This is a genomic window from Burkholderia sp. BCC0419, from assembly GCF_902830285.1.
Lineage (GTDB): Bacteria > Pseudomonadota > Gammaproteobacteria > Burkholderiales > Burkholderiaceae > Burkholderia.
Map to the genome: position 1 here is coordinate 433,995 of NZ_CADESR010000003.1, position 26,162 is coordinate 460,156.

Here is a 26,162-nt window from a genome sequence, read left to right on the forward strand (position 1 = left end):
TCCTCGTCACGCAAAAAGAGGTGTTGACCTCGGGGATGGGAGCAACACCCGTCAAACAGGAAAAGACTGTCGGGCAGCGAGCTCCGCGGCGGCCGTGTGACCGGCGCTCCGGTCGCACGGCAGACCGGCCCGCATGCCTACGACGAGGTACTCGTCGAGATGACGGTCGGTGCCGGCGCGACCGGTGCTGCCGGTGCGGCCTGCTGGTCGACCGTGGCCGGCGACAACGCTTGCGCCGGATCGGTCAACGACGGCATGCCGGCGGCTCGTGCGGCCGCTATGCCAGCCGATTCGACCGCGTCCGGCACTTTCGCGTCCGCTGCCGGCACGTCGGCGGGCGCCGCGGCGACGGCAGGCTGCGCGGCCTCCGGTGCAGGCGCTTCGGCAGTCGCCTGCGGCGCCGGCTCGGCAGCCTTCGCATCGGCTGCCGGCGCCGCGACGACGGCAGCCGCCGGCATCGGTTCCGCAACCGGCGCGCCTGCGGCCTGCACCGGGTCGGTCGCGGCCGGCATCGGGTCCGGTGCCTTGTCGGCGACGGGCTGTGCAGGCTCGGGCGTCTTGTCCGCGACGGCCGGCACCGGCTCGGGCGCCTTGTCGGCAACTGCCGGGGCAGGCTCGGACGCCTTGTCGGCGACCGGCTGCGTGGGCTCCGGCGCCTTCGTATCGGCGACCGATGCGGCAGGCGCCGGCGATGCCTTGTCCGCCACAGCCGGCGCGGCGATGACGGCTGCTGCCGGTACGACGGCCATTGCCGCGGCCGGTACGACCGACGCTGCGGGCGCGGCAGCGGCGGCGACGGCAGGCACCGCGGGTGCCGCAGGGACTGCGGCGGCAACAACCGGCGCTGCAACAACCGGTGCTGCAACTGCCGGTGCGGCTGCAGCAACAGTCGGCGTCGCAACCGCCGGTGCGGCTGCGGCAACAGCCGGCGTCGCGACGGCCGGAGCGGCGGCAACAGGCGCCATCACCGGTACCGAAACGGGCGCAGCGCGCATCGAAGCCGTCTCGATCGGGCGCGTCGGTGCGGGCGCCGGCGCGGCCGAGCCGAGCGGCGGCAGGCCCATCCGGTCGCGCACGATCGGATCGCGATACTTGATGTCGTCCGCGACGGTCGCTTCGACGCTGGGCGCCACGTTCGAACGCGCGAGCGGTGCGGTCGTGCCCGGGCACAGGTGCCCGGTTGCTTCCACCGCGCGCCGGTTCGCGTCGCTCTGGCACAGCAGCGCGAGCGCCACGTCGGTCAGGCCCATCGCACGGAATTCACGCGCATCGAGACGCCGCACGCAGGCCTGGTCGACCAGCGTCGTGCCGCCCGTCGCACCGAACCCCGGGAACGACACGCCGACGCTCACCGAGCCCATGCAGGTATCGGACAGCGTGGTCGTGAGGCCGGGCGCCTGGATCGACGGGTTCGTCTTGATCGTCTGCGTGCCGGAGTAATTGACGTTTTCCGTCGCCTGGGTGTTGTACGGGCTGGTGCCCGGTGCGCTGGTCGCGAGCGCGTTCGTGCTCTGCGGCGTCACGTTGCCGCCGGCCGTGCCGGACGGCATCGTCACGTTGACGTTCACGCTCGAATTGCCGCTGCCGCGCACCCCGCTGGAGCTGCTGGCATTGCCGCCGCGCGAACTCGTCGTATTCGTGTTCATGCTCGAGCCGCCGCCCTGGCTGATCGCAGTCGACGATGTCGACGATTGCGCGCTCGACGTCGAATCGGCGGTTTGCGCGTGGGCACCGATCGTGGTCATCGCGAACATCGCCGCACATGCCACCTTGATCCTGTTGCTGTTCATTTCATTCTCCGGACGAGGTTTGACCTCCCACCCAGGCAACCGTACTAATTCCCCTGAATGCCTTCAGTTTTTGCTGCTTCCCCGAACTGCTTCCAGCCGCTGCCCAGCTGGGACCACGAGCCGGCCGACATGCCCTGCCATTGCTGGGGGTTCGGTCCGCCGATGGCACTGCCCGACGAAAGCGTTTGCTGTTCTGACGGTTTGGTTGTCTGAGAAGGGTTGTTTGACGTCTGCATATTCGATTGCCCACCATCGGCAGCACGGTCAGCGCCATACGCCGTCAGGGACGCAAGCATCAGAGCGGCGGCAATCAGGTTCTGCTTCATGCCAACTCCTTACGTGACAACGATGCGGAAAAGAGACCAGCGTCGCTGGGAAACTGGCCCCCCCACACCTGACTAATGACTGCTCCCGGTCGCGCTCGAGTCGCCCTGGCTTCCGCCCGATGCGGACGGCGAACCGGCCGGACCGGTACTCCACACGGTCGACGAGTTGTAGTGATTCGAGCCCGTGATCGCGCCCGACCCGCCACCGCCCGTCCACCCCACGGCACCCGCGTTGGCATTGCCGTGGTCGTTCGCGCCCGTGGCCGTGTAGTGGTTCGCGCCGAGTACGATCGTGGCGGTCACCCCTCCCGAAAGCGCATTCGCGTTCTCGTTCGTGCTGCCGTTTCCGGCGAACGAGCCCGCGGCACCGATACCGCCGCCTGCCGCGAACGCGCCCCCGTTCGTGCCCGAACCGCTGGCCGTCGAAGTCGAGTTGTGAAAAGCGGACGCCGTGCCGGCGGAGCCGGCGGGTGTCACGGTACTTCCTGCATTCGCGCCGGCCGTCGAGGTCGAATTGCTGGTATAGCTGCCGGAGCCGACCAGCACCGAACCGGAAACACCCGCCGCAACGGATTGCGTCTGGTTGGTCGTGGACGATCCGGCCGCCAACGCAGCGGACGAAATGACGGTGAGCGCCGTCGCTAACATGACTTTGGCTTTCATAGCAATCCCTTGCTGTGAGGAAGTTCGACGGTGGCGGAGCCGGGCCTGCCCTTGCGGGACAAAACCCGGCATCCGTACCGCCAGCCAATGACGAACGCTACGCGTCGCGGCTTAGTGGTGATACGTCCAGCCGATCGAGCCCGCGTTCGCGCCGCTGCTGCCGCCTGCTTGTGCGCCGCCGAAGCCGAAGCCGCCGACCGTCGACGTTTGCGTGTGGTTCGTGTACGAGATCGAACCGCTGCTGCCGCCACCGGCCGTTGCACCGGCTGCGCCGAGTGCCGAGCCGGAATCGGTCGCGGTGAAGTGGCCGAACCCGGCCACCCCGGCCATCGTCTGGCCACCACTCGTCGAATTGCTGCTCGACACCGTGCCGCTGCCGGCAAACGCTGCACCCGAAACCGCCAGAACTGCTGCTGCAATCAGAAGCTTCTTCATGGTGGACTCCATAACGGCGTGGAGAGAATGAGCATGGAAGATCGCACGCCATCAATCTTCCTGCCTCGAGCAATCCTTAAAAATAAGGATTACTATCAAATCAAGAAATCATTGTTGGATCGTAAATTGGCGTTTTTATTTTGGCCAGCCGAAGTCTAGTTTTATGTTTTTAAGTTGTCCAAAATTTATGAGTAGGTGTTTTCTAGTATTTTTATGAACATTACTATTTCTTAAAAACACCATTGATTTAATCAACCGAAATGACACGCACATCTTTCCGGCCCGCGATTTTCAATACCCCGTCGAAAACCAATGCCAGTACTGGCACCCGTTTCCGGAATTGAAAATGAGCGAATCTATTAACTACCGCAAAATACAGCGCCCGCTCGACACGCACCCTTCAGCTGGGCGACGACGGGCCTGCATTGCAGCCAGACGACATGTCTGCTCCCTGAGCTAACGAAGAAAGGCCTTCCGGATAATCCGGCCGACGCGCGTTCGATCTAATCCGGCCGGCGCCGGCACTGGCCCGGCGCGATCGAAACGGCTCTGCACGGTTGAAGAGGAATCGGCGCCACGCCGTTCGGCACGAACCACCTGCCCCATCCGGGAACGCTGAATGAAGTCGAGCATCGCTGTCGCCGGGTTGTCGCGCGAAACGACGACCGCTCCAGCACGCGACGCGCGCGGAGGGCGGGAAATCGGCAAGGCGCGACCGACGACGCTGGCACTGCGTCGCAAGCGCTACCCCGATCATTCCGACTACCCCTATGGTGCGCTAGAAACGCGCGGATCAAGCCACTGCTTATAGTGTTCATCGCCGCTTCCCCGACTGGCTTGTGACGAACTGGCCGCCCCCACATCGTTGTTGCATCGTGTCGACCGCTCGCCGGTGCGTCCAATGTCGCAAACCGCATGCCATGCGATATTCCACCGAGCATTGCGTGCGGCGTATGGCCGTCAGGCCCGACCATTTCGCCAGGAACGGCATTTTTTGTTTCAGGAATGTATCGCGATAACGGGGCGCTCGCGGCAGCGATCCTTGAACAGCGTGACGCAATGCCATGATTTGACGGACGAATTCGGCGCGCCGGGCCTTGCCGGACGCCCCTGCGAACGGCTGTTTCAAACTTGAGAAGCGAACCTCGACTCACGGCTCGTGGTTCGCGCGTTTCCGCTGACAAACCGCGTGTTGCGGCATGCCGGCAGCCGTCCATTACCCCGGCGAACGGGGATCCAGTCGCTCGATGCTCCATGCCGAACAGCCACCGATACGGCAGAACACGGGTTCCCTCCGAAATACGAAACGAATTTGATTCATCCGTGAAAATACCCACACGATCATGCAGTGAAAAACCTTGCCATCCGGCACGCTGCGGCGCGCAATAATTAAAACAAATTTAAACGCGTGATCCCGACCAAAACGCGCTCGTCATTTTTTATTTCCATTCAACCAGCCTTTCAATCATGGAACTCCGACGAGCGATTCATTGAGACGTCTTCGACCAGTTGCCCGCTTGATTCTCATCACTGAAACATGTCGATTCAAAACAGATTTCACGTCGTCAATCTCGTAAAGGCCTGATTTATCGCGCGTTTCGTCGGCTCGAACCGTATCGATCCCGTGATCGCGGCGAGCGCTTCCCTGTCCCCACAATTCATGCGTGAAACACAAACGTGCATGCCGAACGGTCATCAAGCGGCCACGCCCGCATGCAGCGGGACTGCGTCATTCATGGCATGCCGATTGCCTGATGTCCGGCGCTCACCGAGCGGCACGCCACGGCACACGCAATACAGGCGGCGGCCCCTCGTCAATCTGCGTGTCGGGGAAAAGGCGATGAAGATCACCACCGATCGATCGATGCTTGCGTCGTTCAAGCATCAACGGGGTTGTCAGCGAAACCGGAGCGCCTGTCGCGGCGCTTCGTCGACATCGGCACATGCGGACCGGCGCCTGCCGAAGCGATGCCCGTGCAGCGAGATGGAACGCGTGCGCGACGCCGTCGAGCAAATCGACGTGTGGTTCCTCGAGATGCTCGACGAAGAAGAAAGCCATGAATGATGCTCGGTCGCCGCGCTGGAGTTCGGCTGACAGCCGGTGCTCGATATCGATATCGACGAAAACCTGCGTCGGACGCTCGACCCTTTCAGTCGCGAACCGTGGCACGAGCCAGCGCTGCGCAGGACCGGAACGGTCGCATGAAGGTGCTCGTGACACGGGGAGCGGGCGATATCGGCAGCGATCCGTGCAAGGCGCTCGCGAAAGCGGAACACGAGCCGTGTCGCATACGACAACCCCTCGCCCGGCCATTGCGACGCAGTCCGCAGTGGGCTTGTCGCGGCCGACATCCTCGACCGCAACGCGCCGTCATCGCGAAATAACGATCGATGACCGGCCGGCCGCCCTTCAGCCAAGCAGTTCCTTCTTCCGCAGATGGACGACGTCGCGCATCGGCGGCGCGCCGAACAGCCGGCTGTATTCGCGACTGAACTGCGACGCACTTTCGTAGCCGACGACGGCCGCCACCGACCCGACGTCACCGCCCTGCCGCAGCAACAGCCGCCGGGCCTCGTGCAGCCGCAGCTGCTTCTGGTATTGCAGCGGGCTCAGCGTCGTCACGTGCTTGAAATGATGGTGCAGCGACGACACGCTCATGTTGACCGCCTGCGCGAGCGACTCGACGCGCATCGGCTCCGCGAAGTGATCGCGGATCCATTCGATCGCTCGCGCGATCCGGTGCGTCTGGCTGCCCGCGATCGCCATGTGCCGCAGCCGCGTGCCCTGCCCGCTCGTCATCAGCCGGTACAGCACTTCCTTCTCGATCAGCGGCGCGACGACCGCGATGTCGGCCGGCGTATCGAGCAGCCGCAGCAGCCGCAACGCCGCATCGAGCAGCGGCGGCGTCAGCTCCGCGAGCGCGATGCCCTCTCCTTCCGGGCCCGCGTCGGGCTCGGGCAGCCGCATCTCGGCCGCCAGCTCGACGATGCGCTGCGGATCGAGCGTCAGCGACAGGCACAGGTACGGTTCGTCCGCCGACGCACGCGTCACGCGCGAGAGGATCGGCAAGTCGATCGACGTAATCAGGCAATTGTGGGTGTCGTATTCATAAGCGTGGCCGGCCACGATCACGCGCTTCGCGCCCTGCGCGGCGATCACCAGCGCCGCGCGCGACACGGTGCAGCCGAGATCCACCGGCCGCGTGTGCCGATGCAGCATCAGGCCCGGCACGGCCGTCGAATGCGAGCCGTCCGCCGGCGCGAAACGGCTGATCAGCGACGCCAGTTCGCGCCGCCCGGATTCGCGCGACGCCACGATATCGGTCATGTCCATGACGCATCCTCGAATGATTTCCCGTGTCGCGCGAGCATAGCGAAACGGCACGCGGCGTGCGGGGGATTTGCAGGATTGTTCAATAAATTTGCAGGATTGGGTAGACGCAAAAACCGATGCCTCGCGCACACTGCCGGCTAATCCGGCCCATGCCGGGTTTCCCCCACGGAGACAATCAAAATGCCTACCTCGTTTGTCCTGAACGGCAAGAACGTCACGCTCGACGCCGATCCGTCGATGCCCGTCCTCTGGGCGATTCGCGAACACGCGGGACTGACCGGCACGAAATTCGGCTGCGGCATGGCGCAGTGCGGCGCGTGCACGGTGCATCTCGAAGGCCAGGCCGTCCGCTCGTGCGTGCTGCCGCTCGCCGGCATCGCGGGCAAGCACATCACGACGATCGAAGGCCTGCAGAGCAAGCCCGCGCAGGCCGTGCAGGCCGCGTGGGTCAAGCTGCAGGTGCCGCAATGCGGCTACTGCCAGTCCGGCCAGGTCATGTCGGCCACCGCGTTGCTCGAACAGAACCCGAAGCCGACCGACGCGGACATCGACGCCGCGATGAACGGCAACCTCTGCCGCTGTGCGACCTACGCCCGCATCCGGGCCGCGATCCACGACGCGGCCGCGACGCTGGGAGCCTGACCATGACGATCGAACTCGACAACACCGATTCGGTGCGCCCGTCGCGCCGCACGTTCCTGAAGGCCGCGGGGGCTGCTGCCGCCGTCAGCCTGACCATCGGCTTCGACTGGGCCGGCCTCGGCCGCCGCGCGCTCGCCGCGACCGCGCCGGCCGGCGATTTCGCGCCGAACGCCTTCCTGCGCATCACGCCCGACGGCGCCGTCACGGTCATCGCTAAGCACGTCGAAATGGGCCAGGGCGCGTATACGGGCATCGCGACGATCGTCGCCGAGGAGCTCGACGCCGACTGGTCGAGCGTGCGCGTCGAAAGCGCGCCGGCCGATGCGAAGCGCTACGCGAACCTCGCGTTCGGCACGATGCAGGGCACGGGCGGCAGCTCGGCCATGGCGAACTCGTGGCAGCAACTGCGCGAAGCGGGCGGCAAGGCGCGCGCGATGCTCGTGTCGGCCGCGGCGGCCCGCTGGAAGGTGCCGGCCGCCGAGCTGACCACCGCCAACGGCGTCGTCACGCACACGAAGAGCGGCAAGACGGCCGCGTACGGCACGCTCGTCGCCGATGCGTCGAAGCTCCCCGTGCCCGACAAGGTCACGCTGAAGCAGCCGGCCGATTTCAAGCTGATCGGGCACCGGATTCCGCGCGTCGACGGGTCGTCGAAATCGAACGGCACCGCGCATTTCACGCTCGACACGACGTTCCCCGGCATGCGCGTCGCGCTGCTGCAGCGGCCGCCGCGCTTCGGCGCGACGGTGAAATCGTTCGATGCGACGGCCGCGAAGGCCGTGCCGGGCGTCGTCTCGGTCGTGCAGGTGCCGGGCGGCATCGCGGTCGTCGCGACCGGCTTCTGGGCCGCGAAACAGGGCCGCGACGCGCTGAAGATCGACTGGGACGAAACGAAGGCGGAGAAGCGCGGCTCGGATGAGCTGATGCGCGAATACCGGCAACTCGCCGAGAAGCCGGGCACGTCGGCGCGCAAGGACGGCGATGCCGATGCGGCGATCGCCGGCGCGGCGCGCAAGATCAGCGCGACGTACGAATTTCCGTATCTCGCGCATGCGCCGATGGAGCCGCTCGACGCGGTCGTCAAGCTGACGGCCAACAGCTGCGAGATCTGGGCCGGCGACCAGTTCCAGACGGTCGACCAGGGCAACGCGGCCAGGACGGCCGGACTGAAACCCGAACAGGTGCGGATCCACACGCTGTATGCGGGCGGCAGCTTCGGCCGGCGCGCGAACGCGTGGTCGGACTACGTGGTCGAGGCCGTGTCGATCGCGAAGGCGCTCGGCGCGGATGGCAAGCCCGTCAAGCTGCAGTGGACGCGCGAGGACGACATCCAGGGCGGCTTCTACCGGCCGATGTACTTCCACAAGCTCGACGCGGGCCTGACCGCGGACGGCCGGCTGGTGGGCTGGCGCCACCGGATCGTCGGCCAGTCGATCCTCGCCGGCACGCCGTTCGCGGCGTTCATGGTCAAGAACGGCATCGACGCGACGTCGGTCGAGGGCGCCGCGAACCTGCCGTACGCGGTGCCGAACGTGTCGGTCGAGCTGACCACCACCCAGGTCGGCCTGCCCGTGCTGTGGTGGCGCGTGGTCGGCAGCTCGCACACGGCCTACGCGGTCGAGGCGTTCATCGACGAAGCCGCGCACGCGGCCGGCAAGGACCCGTATGCGTTCCGCCGCGACCTGCTCGCGAAGGAGCCGCGCATGCGCGCGGTGCTGGAGCTGGCCGCGCAGAAGGCCGGCTGGGATCCGGCCAAGCCGCTGCCGAAGGGCCGCGGGCGCGGGATCGCGGTGGCCGAGGCGTTCAAGAGCTATGTCGCGCAGGTGGCCGAGGTATCGGTCGACGCGGACGGCAAGGTGAAGGTCGAGCGCGTGGTGTGCGCGGTCGACTGCGGGATCGCGATCAATCCCGACATCGTCGCCGCGCAGATGGAAGGCGGCATCGGTTTCGGGCTCGGCGCGGCGATGCACAGCGCGATCACGCTGAAGGACGGCCGGGTCGAGCAGCGCAACTTCGACGGCTACCACGTGCTGCGGATGGCCGAGATGCCGAAGGTCGAGGTGCATATCGTGCCGTCGGCCGAGGCGCCGACCGGGGTCGGCGAGCCGGGCGTCGCGCCGGTCGGGCCGGCCGTGGCGAACGCGATCTTCGCGGCGACGGGCAAGCGGCATTACGTGCTGCCGTTCGATTCGGCGGATAGCGCGAAGGCTTGATGCGCCGGGACGCCGGCTGCGGGGCGAGGTATGCGCTGTGGCCGGCGTTTTTGCTCATCCGAGCCGTAGCCGCATGACAGGACGCGGCCCGCCACGCTCGCTCACTCCTGCTCGACTTCAGGCCACAGCCTCGGAAACAGAAACCGGAGGCTATTCAACGGCAATCCAAAAGAAAGCTCGCCGCGATGCGAAGGCGAGGTTAGCAGCCCGCAGTCCAGCAGCGATCGAATGATCCTGCGCGCCAATACGTCGCTGACACCCAGCATCTGCGCGAATTCCGCACGCGTGACGGTCCGGCGCAGCGCCACGAACTCCATCGCCAGCGCCGCGGCTTCCGGTTTGATCACGGATTTTTCCGAGCGAATCGTCCACGGGTTGGCCTCCAGGAACCTCAGCAAATCCAGCAGCCGTCCCGTCACTCCATCGAACTCGGTCATATGCACCATAAAACCGACCTGGTCCTGACAGCAGTCGAGAAAAAACCGGGCGAACTTGACCAACCCTTCCTGGGATAGATTGCCACGGCCGTCCAGATCGTTGCGACGCGTCTGATCGGCCTCGCTCAGCCTCGCGTAATACTGCTCATGCTCTCGCGCCAGCCCTCGAAGCGGCGACCAGAGACCGTGGGTCAGATCGGCGGCGCGCAATCCGAGATGTGAATGCAGGCGCGCCACGCGACCATTGCCGTCCATGAACGGGTGCACCCAGGCGAGACGATGATGCGAACAGGCTATGCCGATCAGTTGATATTCCTTGGCGCGAATGCGGGCATAACGTGTCGCCCAGGCCTGAAGCAGCGGCTCGATCATTTCCGGTTCCGGCGCCAGATGGCGCCCGACCGTCACATCCGAGCGCCGAAATTCGCCCGGGACAACGACATTCCCCTCCCCGGTCAATCGCTCGTCGTCAGGCAGGCAGGAAAAGAAGCGATCGTGAATGGCCGAGATCCGCGCCGGCTCGAACAACGCAGCGACCGGAAGCGCCCGCCACTCATCCTCGAGCGCAGCTTCCGCCGCGATATGCGCGACCGCAAAACGTTGCTTCTTGCGTTCGACGATATCGGTCGAATAATCCCGATGCAGCGCCGCCTCGATCTTGGCAGGCGTCGTGTGCTGGCCTTCGATCTTGTTCGTGTAGTACGAATTCATCGCGCGCAATTGCGGCACGAGCGCTGTGGCCAGCGGGGTATCGCGTATGGCCAGTAACCGCTGCGAAGAATCGACGAGTTCGGCGGCCTGCTCGAGCAACGGATCGAGTACGCGATCCTCGGGAAACAACGGTTCGAAGGTAGCGACGGTCGTCATGCTTCCTTGTACGGTTCCATGTAGGGTTCAATGTCGGCAATTATAATCACTCATGTCACTGATTTATATTGATTTTTCATTGATCCATGTAGGGTTCCATGTAGGGTTCCATGTAGGGTTCCATGTAGGGTTCCATGTAGGGTTTCCATCGCCCGCCACCAACCCGGGTCGAGCGCGTGTTACCGGCATCCTCCCCCACGTTACGTCGGACGTAACGCCCGTAACGTCGCCACGCGATGCTACGTAACAATCCTTCAGCATTGCTCCGCCCCTTTCATCGATCGTCCGGCGTTTCCCGTTAAAAATTCTTTTAAATTCAAGGCTGCCGCGCCGTCCGCGCCGCTACCGCCAGCTATTACCACCTGACGCGCCGCCCCTGGCCCGGAAGTTGCAGCACAAGGCCCGCAAACACTCCTTTACGGACATGCGAGGGCCACCATGGATTGCAAATACCTGTACATCGACAACATAAAAATCAACTTCGTGCGCCGCACGATCGAAATCGACAACAAGGTCATCGACGTTACGCCGCGCGAATTCGACGTCGTCGAATTCCTGCTCGACAACATGAACAAGATCGTGCCGCGGCAGGCAATCCAGGAAGCCGTGTGGGGTCGCGAGCTCGGCGTGTCGTCGCGCACGCTCGACACCCATATCTCGCGGATCCGCTCGAAGCTGCAGCTCGAACACGACAAGAACCTGCGGATCATCCCGATCTATGCGGTCGGTTATCGCCTCGTGCTGTTCGGCGCGGCGATGACGCACGTCGAGCGCCACGACGCGGCGCCGATGCTGCGCACGGCGCCGCAGCCCGCGATGGCAGCCGACTACGCGTAACGCGTCACCCGCGCGCCGCCCGTTCGCGGCACGCCGGCAACGCTTCCCCCACCGCGCTGCGCGGATTCGCAGCACCTCGCGGCCTGCCAGCCGGATGCGGCCTGCACGCCGCCCGTGCCCGCCAGCCAGTCGCGCCCCAACCGCCGCCTCCGGGCGGCGCTTGCTTTTGACCGCCAGCCGTCGCACCGCCCGCTTCATCGCGCTCCGCCGCACGCCGCCGCAGTTCATCACGCTTCGTAGCGCCCCGCTCCCGCCGTCTCCGCGCGATGGGCGCGACTACGGATTCCGGCGCGGCACGCGGCCATCGCCGTCCCTACAATCGACCCAGCAGCCGCGCGCCCCTCGGCGCCGCCGGCCCCAGAACAACCCGTCGAACCAACGCCGAATCCGCCCCGATCCCGCCGTGCCTGCGCTGTTCCTGACGAATGCCGACGCCGGCGACGCCGCGAACCGGGCCATGCCCGCCGCTTCCCCGCCGCCCGCCGCCGCGCCGGCCGCGGTCGCGCTCGACGCGTCGCCCTACCTGCCGCGCCTGTCCGCCGCCGCCGCGCGCGGGCTGTCGCATGCGTACGGCGCGACCGGCGCCGTCCCTGTCACGCTCGGCGAGCATGCGTACGAGGTGCGCTGGCGCGTCGACGCCGAGCCGGCCGCCGATGCGCACGCGTACCGCTTCGTCGTCGGCCCGGCGGCCGGCACGCTGTGGATCGACCCGCTCGCGGAAACCGAATGGCTCGGCGACGCGGCCGACCCGGCGGTCCCGGCCGTGATCCGCGCGGCGCTGCTTGCCGACCTGTGCGCGCCGCTCGCGGCCGTGCTGCAGGCCGCGACGCGGCAGCGCGTGGAACTGCTGCCGCCGCCCGACGGCCTGCCGGCCTGGCACGCGTCGCCGGCTGCGCTGCGGTTCGAGCTGCGGCGCGCCGACGGCGCATGGCGCTGCCACGGCGCGCTGCTGTTCGACGCGCCGGATGCGCTGGCCGTGTTCTTCGCGGCCGCGCCGCCCGCGCTCGCCGACGCGCGCGCGGCCTACGCGAGCCTGCCCGTGCCGCTCGTGTTCGAGATCGGCCGCACCGAGCTGACGACGGCCGAGCTGGCCGACGTCGTCGGCGGCGACATCATCGCGATCGAGCGCTGGCAGGCGCACGAGCAGAACCTGCTGTGCGTCGCACGGCTGCCGGCCGCGCCGGCGTGGGAGATCACCGGACGGCCGTCGGGCAACCGGCTGACCGTCGAACGAATCAGGGAGATGCCTTTGGAACCGACCCGCACCGACTCCGCGCCGCCGACGACGCACGACGCGCCGCCCGCCGATGCACCGCGCTCGCTCGACGGCCTCGCCGTCGACCTGCGCTTCGAGCTGCCGCCGACGTCGATGCCGCTCGGCGAGCTGAGCGCGCTGCAGCCCGGCGCCGTGATCGAGCTGCAGCAAGGCATCAACCAGAGCGTGATCCATCTCGTCGCGAACGGGATGCTGATCGGCACCGGCCACCTGATCGCGGTCGGTCAGAAGCTCGGCGTGCGCGTCGTCACGCTGACGCAACCCGCGCCGCGCGAGCGCTGAACGATGGGCAACCTGCCGAATCCGGTCGCGCTGATCGCGGTGATCGCCGCGCTCGGCATCGCGCCGTTCGCGGCGCTGATGGTGACGAGCTACACGAAGCTGGTGGTCGTGCTCGGCCTGCTGCGCTCCGCGCTCGGGATCCAGCAGGTGCCGCCGAACCTCGTGCTGAACGGCATCGCGCTGATCCTGTCGCTGTTCATCATGGCGCCCGTCGGGATGTCGATCCGCGACGCGCTGCAGGCGCATCACTTCGATGCGTCGGGGCAATTGTCGACTTCGGACATCGGCGTGCTCGCCGATGCCGCGCTGCCGCCGATCAAGGATTTCCTCGTGTCGCATACGCGGCAGCGCGACCGCGAATTCTTCGTGCGCACCGCGACGTCGGTGTGGCCGAAGAACCGCGCGGACGGCATCAAGGACGACGACCTGCTCGTGCTGGTGCCGAGTTTCACGCTCGCCGAACTGACGAAGGCGTTCCAGATCGGCTTCGTGATCTATATCGTGTTCATCGTCGTCGACCTGCTGGTCGCGAACATCCTGCTCGCGCTCGGAATGCAGATGATCTCGCCGACCACGATCTCGGTGCCGTTCAAGCTGCTGCTGTTCGTCGCACTCGACGGCTGGTCGCTGCTCGTGCACGGGCTCGTGCTGTCGTACCGCGTGGCGGGTGCGGGATGAACGCGCGCCGCCTGCGAACCGCCGCCGCGTGCCTGTGCGCGCTGGCCATGCTCGCGCTCGCGTGCCTGCCGCCGCGCATCGCGCAGGCGGCCGACGGCGGCACCGGTTTCGCGCGACTCGCGCGCGCCTGCGCGCCGAACGTCGATCCCGCGACGCTCGCCGCGCTCGTGCGTACCGAGTCGGGCTTCAATCCGTATGCGATCGGCGTGGTCGGCGGGCATCTGACGCGCCAGCCCGCATCGCTCGACGAAGCGCGTGCGACCGCGCGCGAACTGTCGTCGCGCGGCTTCAGCTACAGCGTCGGCCTCGCGCAGGTGAACGAACGCAATTTCGCGAAATACGGGCTCGATGAAGCGACGATGTTCGAGCCGTGCCGCAACCTGCAGGCCGGCGGCGCGATCCTGACCGAATGCTTCGCGCGCTCGTCGGGCACCGGCCGCGCGACGCAGGCCGCGTTGCGCGCGGCGCTGTCGTGCTACTACAGCGGCAACTTCACGACCGGCTTCTCGAGCGGCTACGTGAGCCGCGTCGTCGCGAGCGCGCAGCGCAATGCGCGCGAAGGCGGCGTCGAACCGATTCCCGTCGTGACCGACACGCCGCCGCCCGAGCGCCAGCGGCGCATGGCCGCGGCCGCCACGACGCCGCCCGAACGCGCGCGCCGCCTGCCGTCGGCCGCCGCGTCCGCCGATGCGCCGTCGTGCCATGCGCGCCCGGTGGTAATGATGTGCCGCGGGCTGCCGGCGAACCAGGCGAAGCGGCTGTGCGTGCGGTGTCTCGATCAGTAAGCAGGCTCGCACCCTATCGCGCCTCCCCCGCCTCACCGCCGTTCGTAGCGACGCCCCGACGGCGCGCGCGCATCGGCGGCGCGCTACGAAACGCGCTGCGTCACCGCGGTGCCTGCCTTTCTACACTCCAAGCTTGACCGTAATGGCATCGTAATGCGCGCCCCGTCGAGCGCGGCGCGACCGGGAGGAGTTTGATGCTGGATATCGACGGCGTCGGCATGGGCGCCAACTGGATGGCATTCCTCGAGCGCACGCTCGAAGCCGAACGCGCGCAAGCGGCGAGCGAAGCCGCGCGGCAATCGGGCGATCCGTCGAAACAGCAGACCGCCACGCCCCCGCCGCCGCCGATCACGGTGCAGGTCACGCCCGATACGGACCCGTCGAAGCCGACCAATGCCGAAATCGCGTCCGCGACCTCGCTGATCCAGAGCCTCGCCGAACAATACCGGCCCAAGCCGCCCGACATCACGGTCGACGATCCGCTGACCCAAGCCGCGCAGACCGCGATCCAGGGCGCGCAGACGCAATACGACAACGCACTGCAGGACGAGCAGGACAAGCAGACCGCGCTGACGAACGCGAAGAACGATCCGTCCACGACGAAGGACGCGCTGGCCGGCGCGCAAACCGCCTACGACAACGCGCACCGGGCCACCGCGAAGGCGGAAAAGGAGCTCGACGTCACGACCGACGCCGGCTACATGATCGCGTATGCGCAGCAGGCCGATCACGACAACGAAGCGCTCGATCCGAAACGCGCCGGCTCCGCGCAATCCGACGCGAACGCGGCGCTCGACCGGCTGAAGGCTGCGGTTCCCCGCATCGGCGACGATCCGACCAAGGCGTCGCAGGACAACTGGACGCCGCAGCAGAAGCAGGCCTACGACGCGTGGCAGAAGGCGGACGCGAAGCTGTCCGAAGCGAAGGCGCTGCACAACGCCGACATCGCGAACTCGAACCTCGCGCTCGCCCAGTTGCAGTCGTATGCGTCGAACGGCGACTACGCCGATGCGATGGACGCCGGCATCGCGCGTATCAACAAGCAGCTTGCGCCGCTCGATCGCGTGATCGACGTGCCGCCGGCGCTGAAGCCCGACGAGGCCCAGGCGCAACTGACGCAGAGCGCCGACGACGCGAACTATGCGAACGCGTGCCTGAATGCGGCGACCGACGCGGCGAAGGTCGCCGACATCCAGGGCACGTACGACGCGGTATCCGGCAAGTACGGGCCGACCGTGATGAGCACGACGGTCGCCGCGCAGAAAGACCTGCTGAACCATGCGCAGGCAAGCGCGCGCGTGAGCGGCGGTTATCTGCAGATGCTGTATGCGAATCGCCAGGTCGCCGACCAGCAGAAGAACTACGACGCCACGCAAAAGAGCGCGACGCAATGGCGCCGCGATCATCCCGGCGTCAAGCTGATGGATCCGCGCGCCGATCTCGGCGTCGAAGATGCCGCCACGCAGCTATGGAAGGCGAAGGATGCCGCGAGCCTCGCGCACGACGGCTATGTCGCCGCGTACGGCAACGCACTCGCGATCCACTACGACGATATCGCCGCCGGCGTACAGAATCAGTATGACCACCGGACGATGTGCATTGCGAACGATCCGACGCCGCTCGAGATCAAGGGCCTGAAAACGATCGCGTCCGCGCTGCATCAGGCCGACGACCGGATGACCGTGTCCGTCAACGAGCGGGCGACGAAGCAGACGCTCGCCGATGCGCAGGCGAAGCAGCAGGACCTGAAGGTCAAGGTGGACGGGTTGCAGGCCCAGTACGACCAGTGGAACCGCGATCACGGCATCGGCCCGACGCCGAGCGTGTTCTCCATCGCGAAACCGCAGGGCACCCCGAAGAACATCCCGTTGACGGCGCCGGTGCCGTTCGTCGTCAATCAATACGCGAAGCCGCTTTCCGATGCGCTCGCGGAGCTCGATCGGGCGAACCAGGATGCCCAGCGCGCGCAACTGCTCGGCGAAACGCTGCATCAGCAGGTGCTGTTCAACGAATTCGACGCGCATCTCGACGAGCGGCTGCGCAATCCGAAGACCGAATCCGATCAGAAGGACTACGCGAAGGCGCTGTCCGACTTCTTCGGCGCGCACCGCAGCGAGCTGTCGCAGTCGCTGCTCGACAAGGCCGGCGAAGCGACGCAGCACGGCACGACGATCGACTTCGGCAAGCTCGACGACACGCAGCAGCGCAACCTCGTCGGCGTCGCGATCGGGCTGTCGCCGGACCACGCGACCGACGACCCGCACGCCGCGCAGTTCAGCGACGGCAAGAAGCTCGAATCGATCGACAAGGTGCGCGACGAACTGCTGAAGGTGGGCGGCGGCACCGGCACGCGCGTCAACGTGATGCCGATCGTCTATGCGTCGAAGGACGCGGGCCTGGTCACGAGCGCGATCTTCAAGGTCACGAATGCCAGCGGCGACACGCATTACGTCGACGATCAGGGCGCGAAATATTCGAGCATCGACAACTTCATCGACGACAACTCGCTGTCGTCGGACGGCACGCTCGACATCGCGACCGGCTACGACGCGAACGGCACCGCGCGAATCGACCCGCACAACACCGCGCACGACGACAGCTGGTGGGAAAGCGTGATGCATACGTTCGGCGCAGGCGACGTGAACCTCGGCATGCTGCTCGGCGGAATCGCGCTCGAGGTCGGCGGCGGCCTGCTCGACGCGACGGTGTTCGGCGCGCCGCTCGGCGTCGCGCTCAATGTGGCCGGCACCGGGCTGATCTACACGTCGGCGGCGGCAGCCGTCGCGAACTCCGGCTACGACCTCGCCAATCGCATCCAGCACGATCGCACCATCAGTCCGCTCGATGCGGAAGCGCGCGCCGATTACCTGAACCTGGTGCCGGCCGGCGTCGGCGGCGTCGGCAAGATCGCCACGCTGCTGAACGACTCGAAGGGGCTCGCCACCTTCGTGCGGCGCGCGACGACGGTCACCGGTCTCGGCGGCGCGGCGGAAGCCGGCGTGCAGTTCGTGCACGATGCGGTGACGGGGCATACGGACCGGCTCGCCAGCGATGCGTCGTCGTTCATCCTGAATCTCGGCCTCGCGCAAGGCCACCAGAAGCTCAAGGCCGTGACGACCGGCATCGTGCGGCGCACCGGCGGCTTCGGCGGGCGCGACCTGAACAACCAGGCCGTGCAGATCGGCGACCAGACCGTGCGCATCGGCCAGAGCCGCTACACGGCGACCAACACGCTGCGGCTCGGCCGTACGCGCGCGACGATCGACGGCCGCAGCGTGACCGTGGCCGGCGACGGCACGCTGATGGTCGGCAAGCGCGTGCTGACCTACGAAGGCGTGCCGATCCGCGTGTTGAGCCGCGCGAATGCGGTGAATACCGGCGCACGCGGCAAGACCGATACCACCGCGTTCGTCGACCACGAAGGCCGCATCACGATCGCGGAGCGCGTCGACGGCTCGTGGCGCACCCTCGAGCGCACGCGCTTCAACCGCTACGACACCGATGGCCGCATCACGGCCGGCCGGGACGGCAGCCTGACGCTGTCCGACGGCATCGAGCTGCGCGCGCCGAGCCAGGTCGGCACGCCGCGCGGCGCGACCCCGGCGCCCGCCGCGCCGACGCCGGCCGCGCCGCCGCACGACGACGGCGCGCGCACGAATGCGGCCCGCGCAACCCCGTCCGCGCTGCGCGCGGCAGCGGACCCGACGGCGACCGTCGCCGAGCCGGCCGCCGCGACGTCGCGCGCGACCGCGCAGGCGGGCCGTTCGTCCGCGCAGGTGCGCGAGCGCGCCGCCGAGAACGACCAGGATGCGCGCACCGCATCGCGCGCGGATCGCCGCAGCGGCGATGCGCGGACGATCCAGTACCGGCGGGTCGCCAATCCGGCCGAAGCCGGCGCGGGCGGCCCGCTCGAACCGCTGACGTTTCGCCAGCGCGTCGCCTGGACCGTCCTCCATGCGATCGAATCCTCCCCGCTCGCGCCGGGCTTCGCCGCACGCGATGCGGACGTCGTGGTCGCGAGCGGCGAGCCGCGCGTCGAGCAGCACAGCTACGGCGGGCGCACGCTGTTCGTGGTGCGCAACGGCCGCGCGGATGCACCGCTGACGCGCCCGGACGGCACGCCGCTGTCCGGCCACGCACTCGCGCTCGACACGCGTCACGGCCTGCCGGCGCCGTCCCGGCTCGACGAACCGATCGTGCTCGTCGCGGAAGGCGCGGAGGCCGGGCTGGCGCCCGAACTCGCGAACGTCTGGAACCGCCCGGTATTCGTCGCGCCGCGCGGCGCGCTCGCGGCGGACGGCACGATCCGTGCGACCAGCGGCTTCCTGCGCTTCAATCCCGCGCCGCATCCGGACGTCCCGCTCGGACCGCTGCGGGCGGACGGCCGGCAGGTCTTCCACGCGGACAGCGGCAAGCCCGTGGACCTGAACGAGCATCTCGGCGCGCTGCTCGGCTTCGGCGCGCACAAGGGCGGCTTCGCGCTCGGCCGGGACGCGGTCGTCGCCCTCTACGAGGATTTCAGCACGCGCGCCGAACAGCGGGCCAGCGCCGGCGCCGAACGCGCGGCGCTCGCGTTGCTGCGGCGCCGCTACGATCTGCCGACCGTCGCGATGGACGGCCCGTTTTCGCACGCCGATCGCGTCGCGGTGCTGTACCAGCCGCGCGGCGGGCTGCATACCGGCGATGCCGGGCGCGGGCTGCTGCCGACGACGCTCGACCCCGAATCGCTGCAGACCTTGCGCACGCTGCGCGACGCGATTCAGCAGGACCGGCTCTATTTCGATCCGCAAGGCGTGTATCGCGACGGCCGGCTGCTGCTCGCGGATCCCGGCCCGATCGAGACCAACAGCGACGCGTATCGTCAGACCCTGGCGGACGTCGACGATCAGATCACGTTGCTCGAACGCGGGATCGAGCGCGGCGACGTGAAGCTCAAGCGCCCGGACGTGCAGATGCGCGCCGGCGGCGCACCGCTGCCGAACCAGGTCAGCGCGCTCGCCGAACAGTCGGGCACGCTCGCGCAGCAGATGCGCCTGCTCGGCAGCGACCGTTCGCGCGTGAACGCCGCCGGCAAGCGCCCCAGCGGCGGCCGCTATACGCGCAAGGCGCTCGAAGCCGAGGCAAGCAGGCAGCTCAATTCGTTCGAGGCGCGCTACGACGTCGACCTCGGCAGTCGCGCCGATGCGCAGCCGCGCGATGCGGGCGATCCGCCGCACGACAACCACGGCCGCGACAAGCCGCGCGACGATGCGCCGCGCTCGATGCGCGAGATCCAGGCACAGCGCGTCGCGTGGTCGCGCGCGCATGTCGAGCGCAACGCGTCGCCGTTCGGCGCCGCGACGCCTGCGCTCGATGCGCTGGGGCTGCGGCGGCGCGGCCTCGTGTCGATGGACGAAGCCGACCGTCTCGCGATCGTCCACGCCGACACGCAGCCCGACGGCACGCTACTCGGCCCCGACGGCCGGCCGATCGATCCGCACGGCTTCTCGCTGCTGTCGGACGCGCCGTACGCGGGCCAGCGCGTGGTGATCCTGGCCGCGCGGCACGCGAACGAAGGCGCGGCCGCGCAACTGGCGAACCTGTGGCAACGCCCCGTCTACGCGGTGCATCCGGACGCCGTCGGCGCCGCCGGCAACCTGACCGACCTGTCGGGCATGAACCGCTACGTGCCGGCCGCTTACGCGCAACCGGCGCTCGGCGAGCTGTCGGTCACCGGCGGCCAGCTGCACGTCGCAGGCGACCCCGCGCGCGCCGTCGATCCCGCCGACCATCTCGGCCCGCTCGTCGGCTCCGGGCTCTACAAGACGGTATTCGACGGCGGCACGGGCCAGGCCATCGGCTTCTTCCGCGACACGTCGCCGGACGGCGTGGAAGTCGCGCACGAGGAGATCGGCGCCGAACAGGGCGGCCTGCGCGAACTGAAACGGCTCAACCTGCCCGTCAGCACGGTCGACGGGCCGTTCTCGCACCTGGGCCGGGTCGGTGTCGTGTACAAGCCGGCTGCACTGCTGAGCAGCGCCGCGATGGAGAAAGGGCTCGGCCTGCCCGGCGTGGTCCGGCGCAGCGGCCTCGGCGATCTGGTGAACATTCGCAACGTCACGCAACAGCACGGGCTGCTGTACGACTTCCAGGTGCTGTTCGGCCGCGATGGCGAAGTGCTGCTGCACGATCCCGGCCAGGTCATGCACAAGGCGGACCCCGAAGGCGAGGTCGTCGAGCGGATCGACGGGGTCATCGACACGATCCAGCGCGGCATCGCGACGGGCCGCATTCGCCTCGCCCATCCCGCATACGCCGAAAGCGGCGCGTACGCGCAACGCCCGGGCATGCTCGGGCGCGTCGTGCAGCGGTTCCGCGGCCGCGTGCTGCTGATGCGCGCGCACGCGATCGCGCGGCAGTCGCCGACCTTCCGCGCGCAGATGCGGCTGGCCCGCAGCGACGGCTGGACCATCCGCGTCGGCACGCCGGGCGGCGGCCATTACGCGGACGCGGAAACACGCACGATCGTGCTCGACGGCAATACGCGCCGCGCCGGCACGCTCGTGTTCGTGTGGGGCCACGAACTGCAGCACAGCGTCGATCTCGCGACCGGCGCGCTGGCCGCCGAACACGCCAGCCCCGAAGCCGCCGTGGCCGCGCTGCTGAAGTCGGATGCGCGCGCGGAAGTCAACGCGTACACGATACGCAATGAAATCCTCGCCGCCGGCGGGCCCGACATCGCGACCCACGCGACGCTGCCCGACGCGCTCGCCCGGGCGACCGAGCATGCGCTGACGAGCCGCGACCCGGCCGCGCTCGACGCCCTCGCAGACACGTTCGGCGCCATGCGCACGTCGACGCCCGGCAATCCGACCTATCGCGAGTACTACGGCGAGCAGGTTCGCGCGGCCGCCGGACGCCCCGTCGCGGCACGGCTCGCCGCGCCGGCACGCGGCCGCCATGCGGTCGACGGCGGCGCGATGAAGCACGCGCGCGCGTGGCTCGACGAGCGCGACATGCGCACGCTGACGCGCGCCGAAGGCCAGCACGCGCCCACGCTCGGGCACCTGGTGCAGCAGACCGGTACCGACACGCCGCTGCTGATCTCGCGCGCCGGCAAGCCGACGCCCGACGCGCCGCCGACGTTCGTCGCGACGGCGCACGTCGATGCGAATGGCGCGGTCCTTCGCGTCCGCTTTCTCGGCAACGCGCTGAACGCCGAAGAACGGCAGGCGCTGAAGCAGGCGCTGTCGAGCGCGATGGAACGCAGCGATCCGGCCGGCACCGCCGCCGCGCGACGCGCGTTCGATTTCCATGCGTCGCCCGTCACGCACCGCGAACTGGCCGCGCTCGGCGGCCCGGCGAAGATCAAGCCCGCGCGTGAAGGCGACACGGTCGAATTCACGCGGAACGGCCGCGTGCGCGACGCGTACGTCGATGCGATCGACGCGTTGTCGACTGCGCCGCATTTCGCGCGTGCGAAACAGGCCGTCGCGGCGGCCGGCCACGCCGACACGATCTACGTCGTCGACAAGGCGACCGGCAAGATCGCCGGTCATGCGCGCTACGACTCGGCCACCGGTGTCTGGCAATACCAGGAAAACGCGCCGCACGCGCAGACCCACGTGAAGGAGCGCCCGCTCGCCGCCGCGTATCCGCAGCGCGGGCGCATCCGGTTGCGGCCGAACGGCAAACTGCACAGCGTGCCGCTCACGAGGGCCCGCACGCGCGGTATGACGTTCTTCGTCAGCGGCGTCGAACCGGCCGTGCTGGCGCGGGTCGGCGACCGCTTCGACGCGCCGCAACCGCCGAAGAAGGACAAGACGGAAGTCCTGCCGCGCCGCGGCCTTCAATACGGCGGCCATGTCGCGATCAGCGGCATGCACGGCCTGCAGCGCCGCTTCGCGTCGCTGACCGGTGCGGGCGCCGCGATCGCGCTGCGCCGTGCCCGCGCAATCGCGACGCTCGGCCGTGCGTCGCCCACGACGCGGCCGCTGCCGGCCGGCGGCACGCGCACGCCCGCGACCACCGCGCTGGCGTCGGTGCCCCGCTCGTTCGAAGCCGGCCTGCTGCCCGCCGCGTCCGGTCATGCGCTGGATTTCAGCGGTCAAAACGTCATGCACCTGCTCGGTCTCGCGAAAGCACGCGGCCTGGTGCCCGGCAAGCACTTCATCTACGTGTATGGCGGCGGCGACCGCATCGCGTACCGGCTCGGCAAGCCGCGCGCGGTGATCACGGCCAACGCGGAAGGCGAACTGACGTGGCATGACAACTGGCGCAAACCGGACGGCCCCGGCGTGCCGCTCGAAGCGTCGCCGATCGGCGGCGGCCCGTACGGCGGCGATACCCATCTGCTGCTGACCGAACTCGCGCCGGATGCGCTGGCGGAACACGCGCGCGGCACGCGGCTCAAGACGCTCGAGACCCGCCTCGCGACCGTCGACGCGCTGGCCAAGGACCCGTCGCCGGAAACGTCCGACGCGCGGCGCAACTGGGGCGCGGCCGAGGCGCAGCGGCTTCGGTCACAGCGCAACGCGGCGCTGCAGTCGATCCGCCGCGCGAACGCCGCGGCCGCGCGCAACGGGCAAGCGGCATCGAGCCATCCGGTGCTCGACGTGCGGACCTACCAGCCGTCGCTCGTCAGCACGACGCAGGTCGAATCGCTGCAGCGCTATGGCGACGGCAACGCGTCGGCCCTGCTCGCGCACTACGACCGGATCGACGCGCTCGTGCAGCACGCGCGCGATCCGCGCGCCGCGCCGCTCGAACTCGACGATGCGGTCAACGGCGTACCGCCCGCGATCATGGCCGACGCACAGGCGTTGCGCGACACCGGCATGCCGCTGTACGTCGCGCGAGACTGGTCGGGCGGCGGCTCGCGCTATGCGCCGATTCCGCTGAGGAAAAAAGTGCTGAGCCGCTTCAGCACCGCGCTCGCGACCGATCGCGCGCTGCGTCGCCGACTGCTCGCCGCCGATCCCGCGTACCAGCAGCGCGTCGTGCCGATGAGCCGTGCGTTCCGGCTCTCCGACGATCCCGCGACGTTCGTCGCGCAGATCGAGCGGCACGGCGGCGTGATGCCGGCCGTGACGATCGTGATCGATCCGCACACGCTCGCGGCCACACGCGGCGCGAAGCACGACCCCGCCGTCGTGCACGACGCGAAGTCGATCGGCGACCACAAGGACGCGACGATCGACTACTGGACCGGCACGATCACCGGCGCGAACGGCAAGTCGATGCGTATCGACGACCTAGCCGAGCAATACGTGCACGACTGGCTCGACGCGTCGTCGAAGGCCGGTTTCCTGCTGCGCTTCGAAATGGCGCCGGCGCGGGCGCTGGTGTCGTCCGTCGACCACCGGCATCAGCCCGGCCCCAACACCGGCTATCACGACCACGCGCGGCTGGGTGCGCTGCTCGAATCGTGGAACCGGAAGCACCTCGGCCAGCCGGCGCCGCACGTGATGGTGACGTTCCACGGCTGGGATACCGTGCCGGAGCCCGCATCCGGCGCGAGCCATCTGGAGCTCGCGAAATCGCTGCTCGACCATCCGGCGCTGCCGTGGGTGCACGTCGGCCTGTCGTACGCGACGCATGGCTCGGATTTCGTCGCGAACCAGGAACTGACGACCGCGCTCGCGACGCTGCTCGTCGAGCGCGCCAGGGCGAACGACCCGACGCTCGCACGGCTGCACGGCGCCGACGCGCTGACGCGCGTGTACGACCGCGTCGACCGCACGACGCTGATGAACCAGCACAGCCTGCTGCTCGCGGAAGTCGACCGCATCGGCCGGGCGCGCGGCATGTCGCCCGCGCGGATCGCGGCGTTGCGCCAGCAGCTGTACGAAGGCAACACCACGCAACTGCTGCATCGCGCCCGCTATGCGACGTCGCGCTTCGCGGCCGACCAATGGGCCGCCGACCCGCGCCGCGCGCCCGCGGCCAGCGATGCCGCCCGGATGTTCACCGAACGGTGGCTCGCCGACGTCGGCACGCGGCTCGCGGCGCCCGAACAGCGCGTCACGACGGACGGCGGCGGCACCGGCGTCGAACCGCTGCAGGCCTGGCGCGAAACCGTCCTCGCGCCGGCGCTCGTCGCCGCCGATACGCAGCCGATCAGCGAAAGCCGGCTCGTCAGCGCGCAGACGAACGAGCCGATGCGTCCCGACGATCCGCTCGCCGCGGCCGCGGAACTGCATGCGCTGCGCCTGCATCAGCCGGACAGCTGGATCGCCGCGCTGCTGAACCGCAAGAACCTGATGTCGATCGCGGTCGGCGCGGCGGCCGGCTTCGCGGTCCATCACTTCGGCCTGACGCCGGACAAATTCAAGCAGGCTGCCAACGCGGCATTCGTCGGCGTGCGGACCGGCCGGCTCGTGCAGGCCGTGCACCAGGACACCGTGCGCGCGCTGCAAAGCGGCGACCCGCGGCTGTTCGACCGCGTGATCGACCGCTTCGTCGACGGCCTGAACAATCAGCTCGATGCGCACCAGATGCATGCCGAGCAGCGCAACGCGTCGCTGATCCTGCTCGCGGAAAGCGCGCGTGCGAAGATCCATCTCCAGCTGGAATTGCACAAGGCCGCGTCGCTGCCCGCGGACAAGACGCTCGAGTACACGAAGATGATCGCCAACGACATGCTCCAGCAGATGCAGGGCGTGCTCGCGGGCACCTCGATCCAGCAGCTGCATTACGGGAATCCGCGCCGCTTCATGGGCAAGGCCGGACGCGCCGCCGCGATCGCCGGCTATGCGAGCCTCGGCGAGCTGTCGCTGCATGCGCTGCTGCAGAATCCGTCGGTGGTGCCCGCGCTGGGGGCGGCCGGCGCGCTGCTCGGCATCACGTATACGGGCCTCGTGCAGGGCAGTGCATTCGCACACCTGAACATCGAACGGCGCAGCCGCATCGTGCGCGGCATCGACCTGATGTCGGATCTCGCGAGCATCGCCGGCGGCGCGATCGCGCCGTTCGTCGGCCCGCATCCCGCGATCCACTCGGACTTGCCGATCGCGATTTCGTCGCTGTCGTCCGCGACGCTGCTCGCGCTCGCGCGCATCGACACGCACTTCCCGAACCTGCCGAAGCGGCTCACCGGCTCGATCCCGACTTCGCTCATGGTCGCGCCGATCCTGATCTATGTCGGCAAGTGGATCTACACCGCATTCGAGGACGACGACGGCAAGCCGCCGCCATCCGGTACGCAGCAGCCGGGCGGCGGTCCGACGCAGCACGCCGTCGCGCCGTCGCCGGCCGCCACGCCGGGGCAGCATGCGCCCGTCACGCATGCGGCGCAGCCGAGCGCCCCGCCATCGCCTTCGGCGAGCGCCTCGCCGTCCCAGCCGCAGCCGTCGCCAGGCACGCCGTCGAGCCCGCCGTCACCGTCGAACACCGCGCAGCCCTATATCGTCGTCGACGGCGATTCGCTGTGGGTGATCGCGGACCAGCATCGCCAGTCGCTGCTCGACGCCGCGCACGTGTCGCGTGCCGACCAGCAGGCGATGACGCGCGGCGAGCAGGATACGCATGCGTTCAACGAGATCCTGCAGCTCAATCCGTCGGTTTCACGCGATCCGGACCGCCTGTCGGTCGGCACGCCGCTGATCGTGGGCTGATAT

At 68.5% G+C, this 26,162-nt stretch carries 14 protein-coding genes; 8 read left to right on the forward strand and 6 right to left on the reverse strand.

All coding sequences use genetic code 11. The annotated features are described in order from the left end of the window. Positions 1–137 precede the first annotated feature (137 nt). The 4 genes from HWW87_RS20275 to HWW87_RS20290 all read right to left on the reverse strand — a co-directional run bounded on the left by HWW87_RS20275 (position 138) and on the right by HWW87_RS20290 (position 3,214). A complete protein-coding gene (locus tag HWW87_RS20275; RefSeq protein WP_175821839.1) occupies positions 138–1,790 on the reverse strand; it encodes a chemotaxis protein CheA in 1,653 nt (550 codons plus the stop codon). A gap of 44 nt (positions 1,791–1,834) precedes the next feature. Next, a complete protein-coding gene (locus HWW87_RS20280; RefSeq protein WP_174431093.1) occupies positions 1,835–2,116 on the reverse strand; it encodes a hypothetical protein in 282 nt (93 codons plus the stop codon). A gap of 72 nt (positions 2,117–2,188) precedes the next feature. After that, on the reverse strand, positions 2,189–2,779 hold the full coding sequence (locus HWW87_RS20285) for a hypothetical protein (protein ID WP_175821840.1): 591 nt from the start codon (positions 2,777–2,779) through the stop codon (positions 2,189–2,191). Positions 2,780–2,890: 111 nt separating this feature from the next. Continuing rightward, positions 2,891–3,214: a hypothetical protein gene (locus HWW87_RS20290; protein WP_174431095.1), complete on the reverse strand. Its 324-nt coding sequence runs from the start codon at positions 3,212–3,214 to the stop codon at positions 2,891–2,893. Between the two features lie 1,840 nt (positions 3,215–5,054). On the opposite strand from HWW87_RS20290, the gene HWW87_RS37210 reads away from it, so the two are divergent. Then, entirely contained in the window at positions 5,055–5,279 is a 225-nt protein-coding gene (locus HWW87_RS37210; RefSeq protein ID WP_244107312.1) for a hypothetical protein, read from the forward strand. A 345-nt stretch (positions 5,280–5,624) separates the two neighbouring features. Here HWW87_RS37210 and HWW87_RS20300 read toward each other — a convergent pair whose 3' ends face one another. Beyond that, the gene (locus HWW87_RS20300) at positions 5,625–6,548 is read right to left on the reverse strand and encodes an AraC family transcriptional regulator (RefSeq protein ID WP_175821842.1); all 924 of its coding nucleotides are present in this window, start codon (positions 6,546–6,548) and stop codon (positions 5,625–5,627) included. A gap of 180 nt (positions 6,549–6,728) precedes the next feature. Here HWW87_RS20300 and HWW87_RS20305 point away from each other — a divergent pair, with 180 nt between their 5' ends. Further along, positions 6,729–7,190 (forward strand): (2Fe-2S)-binding protein, encoded by a 462-nt coding sequence (locus HWW87_RS20305; RefSeq protein ID WP_174386814.1) that lies wholly within the window; start codon positions 6,729–6,731, stop codon positions 7,188–7,190. Between the two features lie 2 nt (positions 7,191–7,192). After that, positions 7,193–9,403, forward strand: a complete 2,211-nt coding sequence (locus tag HWW87_RS20310) for a xanthine dehydrogenase family protein molybdopterin-binding subunit (protein WP_175821843.1) — start codon at positions 7,193–7,195, stop codon at positions 9,401–9,403. A 101-nt stretch (positions 9,404–9,504) separates the two neighbouring features. Here HWW87_RS20310 and HWW87_RS20315 read toward each other — a convergent pair whose 3' ends face one another. Continuing rightward, positions 9,505–10,707 carry a Fic family protein gene (locus HWW87_RS20315; RefSeq protein ID WP_175821844.1) on the reverse strand — a complete coding sequence of 401 codons (1,203 nt, stop codon included), beginning with the start codon at positions 10,705–10,707 and terminating at the stop codon, positions 9,505–9,507. A 438-nt stretch (positions 10,708–11,145) separates the two neighbouring features. On the opposite strand from HWW87_RS20315, the gene HWW87_RS20320 reads away from it, so the two are divergent. The 5 genes from HWW87_RS20320 (at position 11,146) to HWW87_RS20340 (ending at position 26,159) form a co-directional block, all read left to right on the forward strand. After that, positions 11,146–11,544 carry a winged helix-turn-helix domain-containing protein gene (locus HWW87_RS20320; protein WP_175821845.1) on the forward strand — a complete coding sequence of 133 codons (399 nt, stop codon included), beginning with the start codon at positions 11,146–11,148 and terminating at the stop codon, positions 11,542–11,544. A 403-nt stretch (positions 11,545–11,947) separates the two neighbouring features. Continuing rightward, complete coding sequence (gene sctQ, locus HWW87_RS20325; RefSeq protein ID WP_175821846.1) at positions 11,948–13,102, forward strand: type III secretion system cytoplasmic ring protein SctQ; 1,155 nt, start codon at positions 11,948–11,950, stop codon at positions 13,100–13,102. Positions 13,103–13,105: 3 nt separating this feature from the next. Further along, positions 13,106–13,780 carry a type III secretion system export apparatus subunit SctR gene (sctR, locus tag HWW87_RS20330; RefSeq protein ID WP_174391221.1) on the forward strand — a complete coding sequence of 225 codons (675 nt, stop codon included), beginning with the start codon at positions 13,106–13,108 and terminating at the stop codon, positions 13,778–13,780. Continuing rightward, positions 13,777–14,565, forward strand: coding sequence for a lytic transglycosylase domain-containing protein (locus HWW87_RS20335; protein WP_175821847.1), 789 nt, complete (start codon positions 13,777–13,779; stop codon positions 14,563–14,565). Before sctR ends, HWW87_RS20335 begins: the two co-directional genes overlap by 4 nt. 194 nt (positions 14,566–14,759) lie before the next feature. Beyond that, a complete protein-coding gene (locus HWW87_RS20340) occupies positions 14,760–26,159 on the forward strand; it encodes an LWXIA domain-containing protein (RefSeq protein WP_175821848.1) in 11,400 nt (3,799 codons plus the stop codon). The last annotated feature ends 3 nt before the right edge of the window (positions 26,160–26,162 follow it).

Excerpts from the sequence above, each read along its gene's own strand:
- HWW87_RS20275 (WP_175821839.1), bottom strand. The coding sequence starts at position 1,790 with ATGAACAGCAACAGGATCAAGGTGGCATGTGCGGCGATGTTCGCGATG.
- HWW87_RS20305 (WP_174386814.1), top strand. The coding sequence starts at position 6,729 with ATGCCTACCTCGTTTGTCCTGAACGGCAAGAACGTCACGCTCGACGCC.
- HWW87_RS20310 (WP_175821843.1), top strand. The coding sequence starts at position 7,193 with ATGACGATCGAACTCGACAACACCGATTCGGTGCGCCCGTCGCGCCGC.
- HWW87_RS20335 (WP_175821847.1), top strand. The coding sequence starts at position 13,777 with ATGAACGCGCGCCGCCTGCGAACCGCCGCCGCGTGCCTGTGCGCGCTG.
- sctR (WP_174391221.1), top strand. The coding sequence starts at position 13,106 with ATGGGCAACCTGCCGAATCCGGTCGCGCTGATCGCGGTGATCGCCGCG.
- HWW87_RS20280 (WP_174431093.1), bottom strand. The coding sequence starts at position 2,116 with ATGAAGCAGAACCTGATTGCCGCCGCTCTGATGCTTGCGTCCCTGACG.
- HWW87_RS20290 (WP_174431095.1), bottom strand. The coding sequence starts at position 3,214 with ATGAAGAAGCTTCTGATTGCAGCAGCAGTTCTGGCGGTTTCGGGTGCA.
- HWW87_RS20315 (WP_175821844.1), bottom strand. The coding sequence starts at position 10,707 with ATGACGACCGTCGCTACCTTCGAACCGTTGTTTCCCGAGGATCGCGTA.
- HWW87_RS20300 (WP_175821842.1), bottom strand. The coding sequence starts at position 6,548 with ATGGACATGACCGATATCGTGGCGTCGCGCGAATCCGGGCGGCGCGAA.
- HWW87_RS20285 (WP_175821840.1), bottom strand. The coding sequence starts at position 2,779 with ATGAAAGCCAAAGTCATGTTAGCGACGGCGCTCACCGTCATTTCGTCC.
- HWW87_RS37210 (WP_244107312.1), top strand. The coding sequence starts at position 5,055 with ATGAAGATCACCACCGATCGATCGATGCTTGCGTCGTTCAAGCATCAA.
- HWW87_RS20320 (WP_175821845.1), top strand. The coding sequence starts at position 11,146 with ATGGATTGCAAATACCTGTACATCGACAACATAAAAATCAACTTCGTG.
- HWW87_RS20340 (WP_175821848.1), top strand. The coding sequence starts at position 14,760 with ATGCTGGATATCGACGGCGTCGGCATGGGCGCCAACTGGATGGCATTC.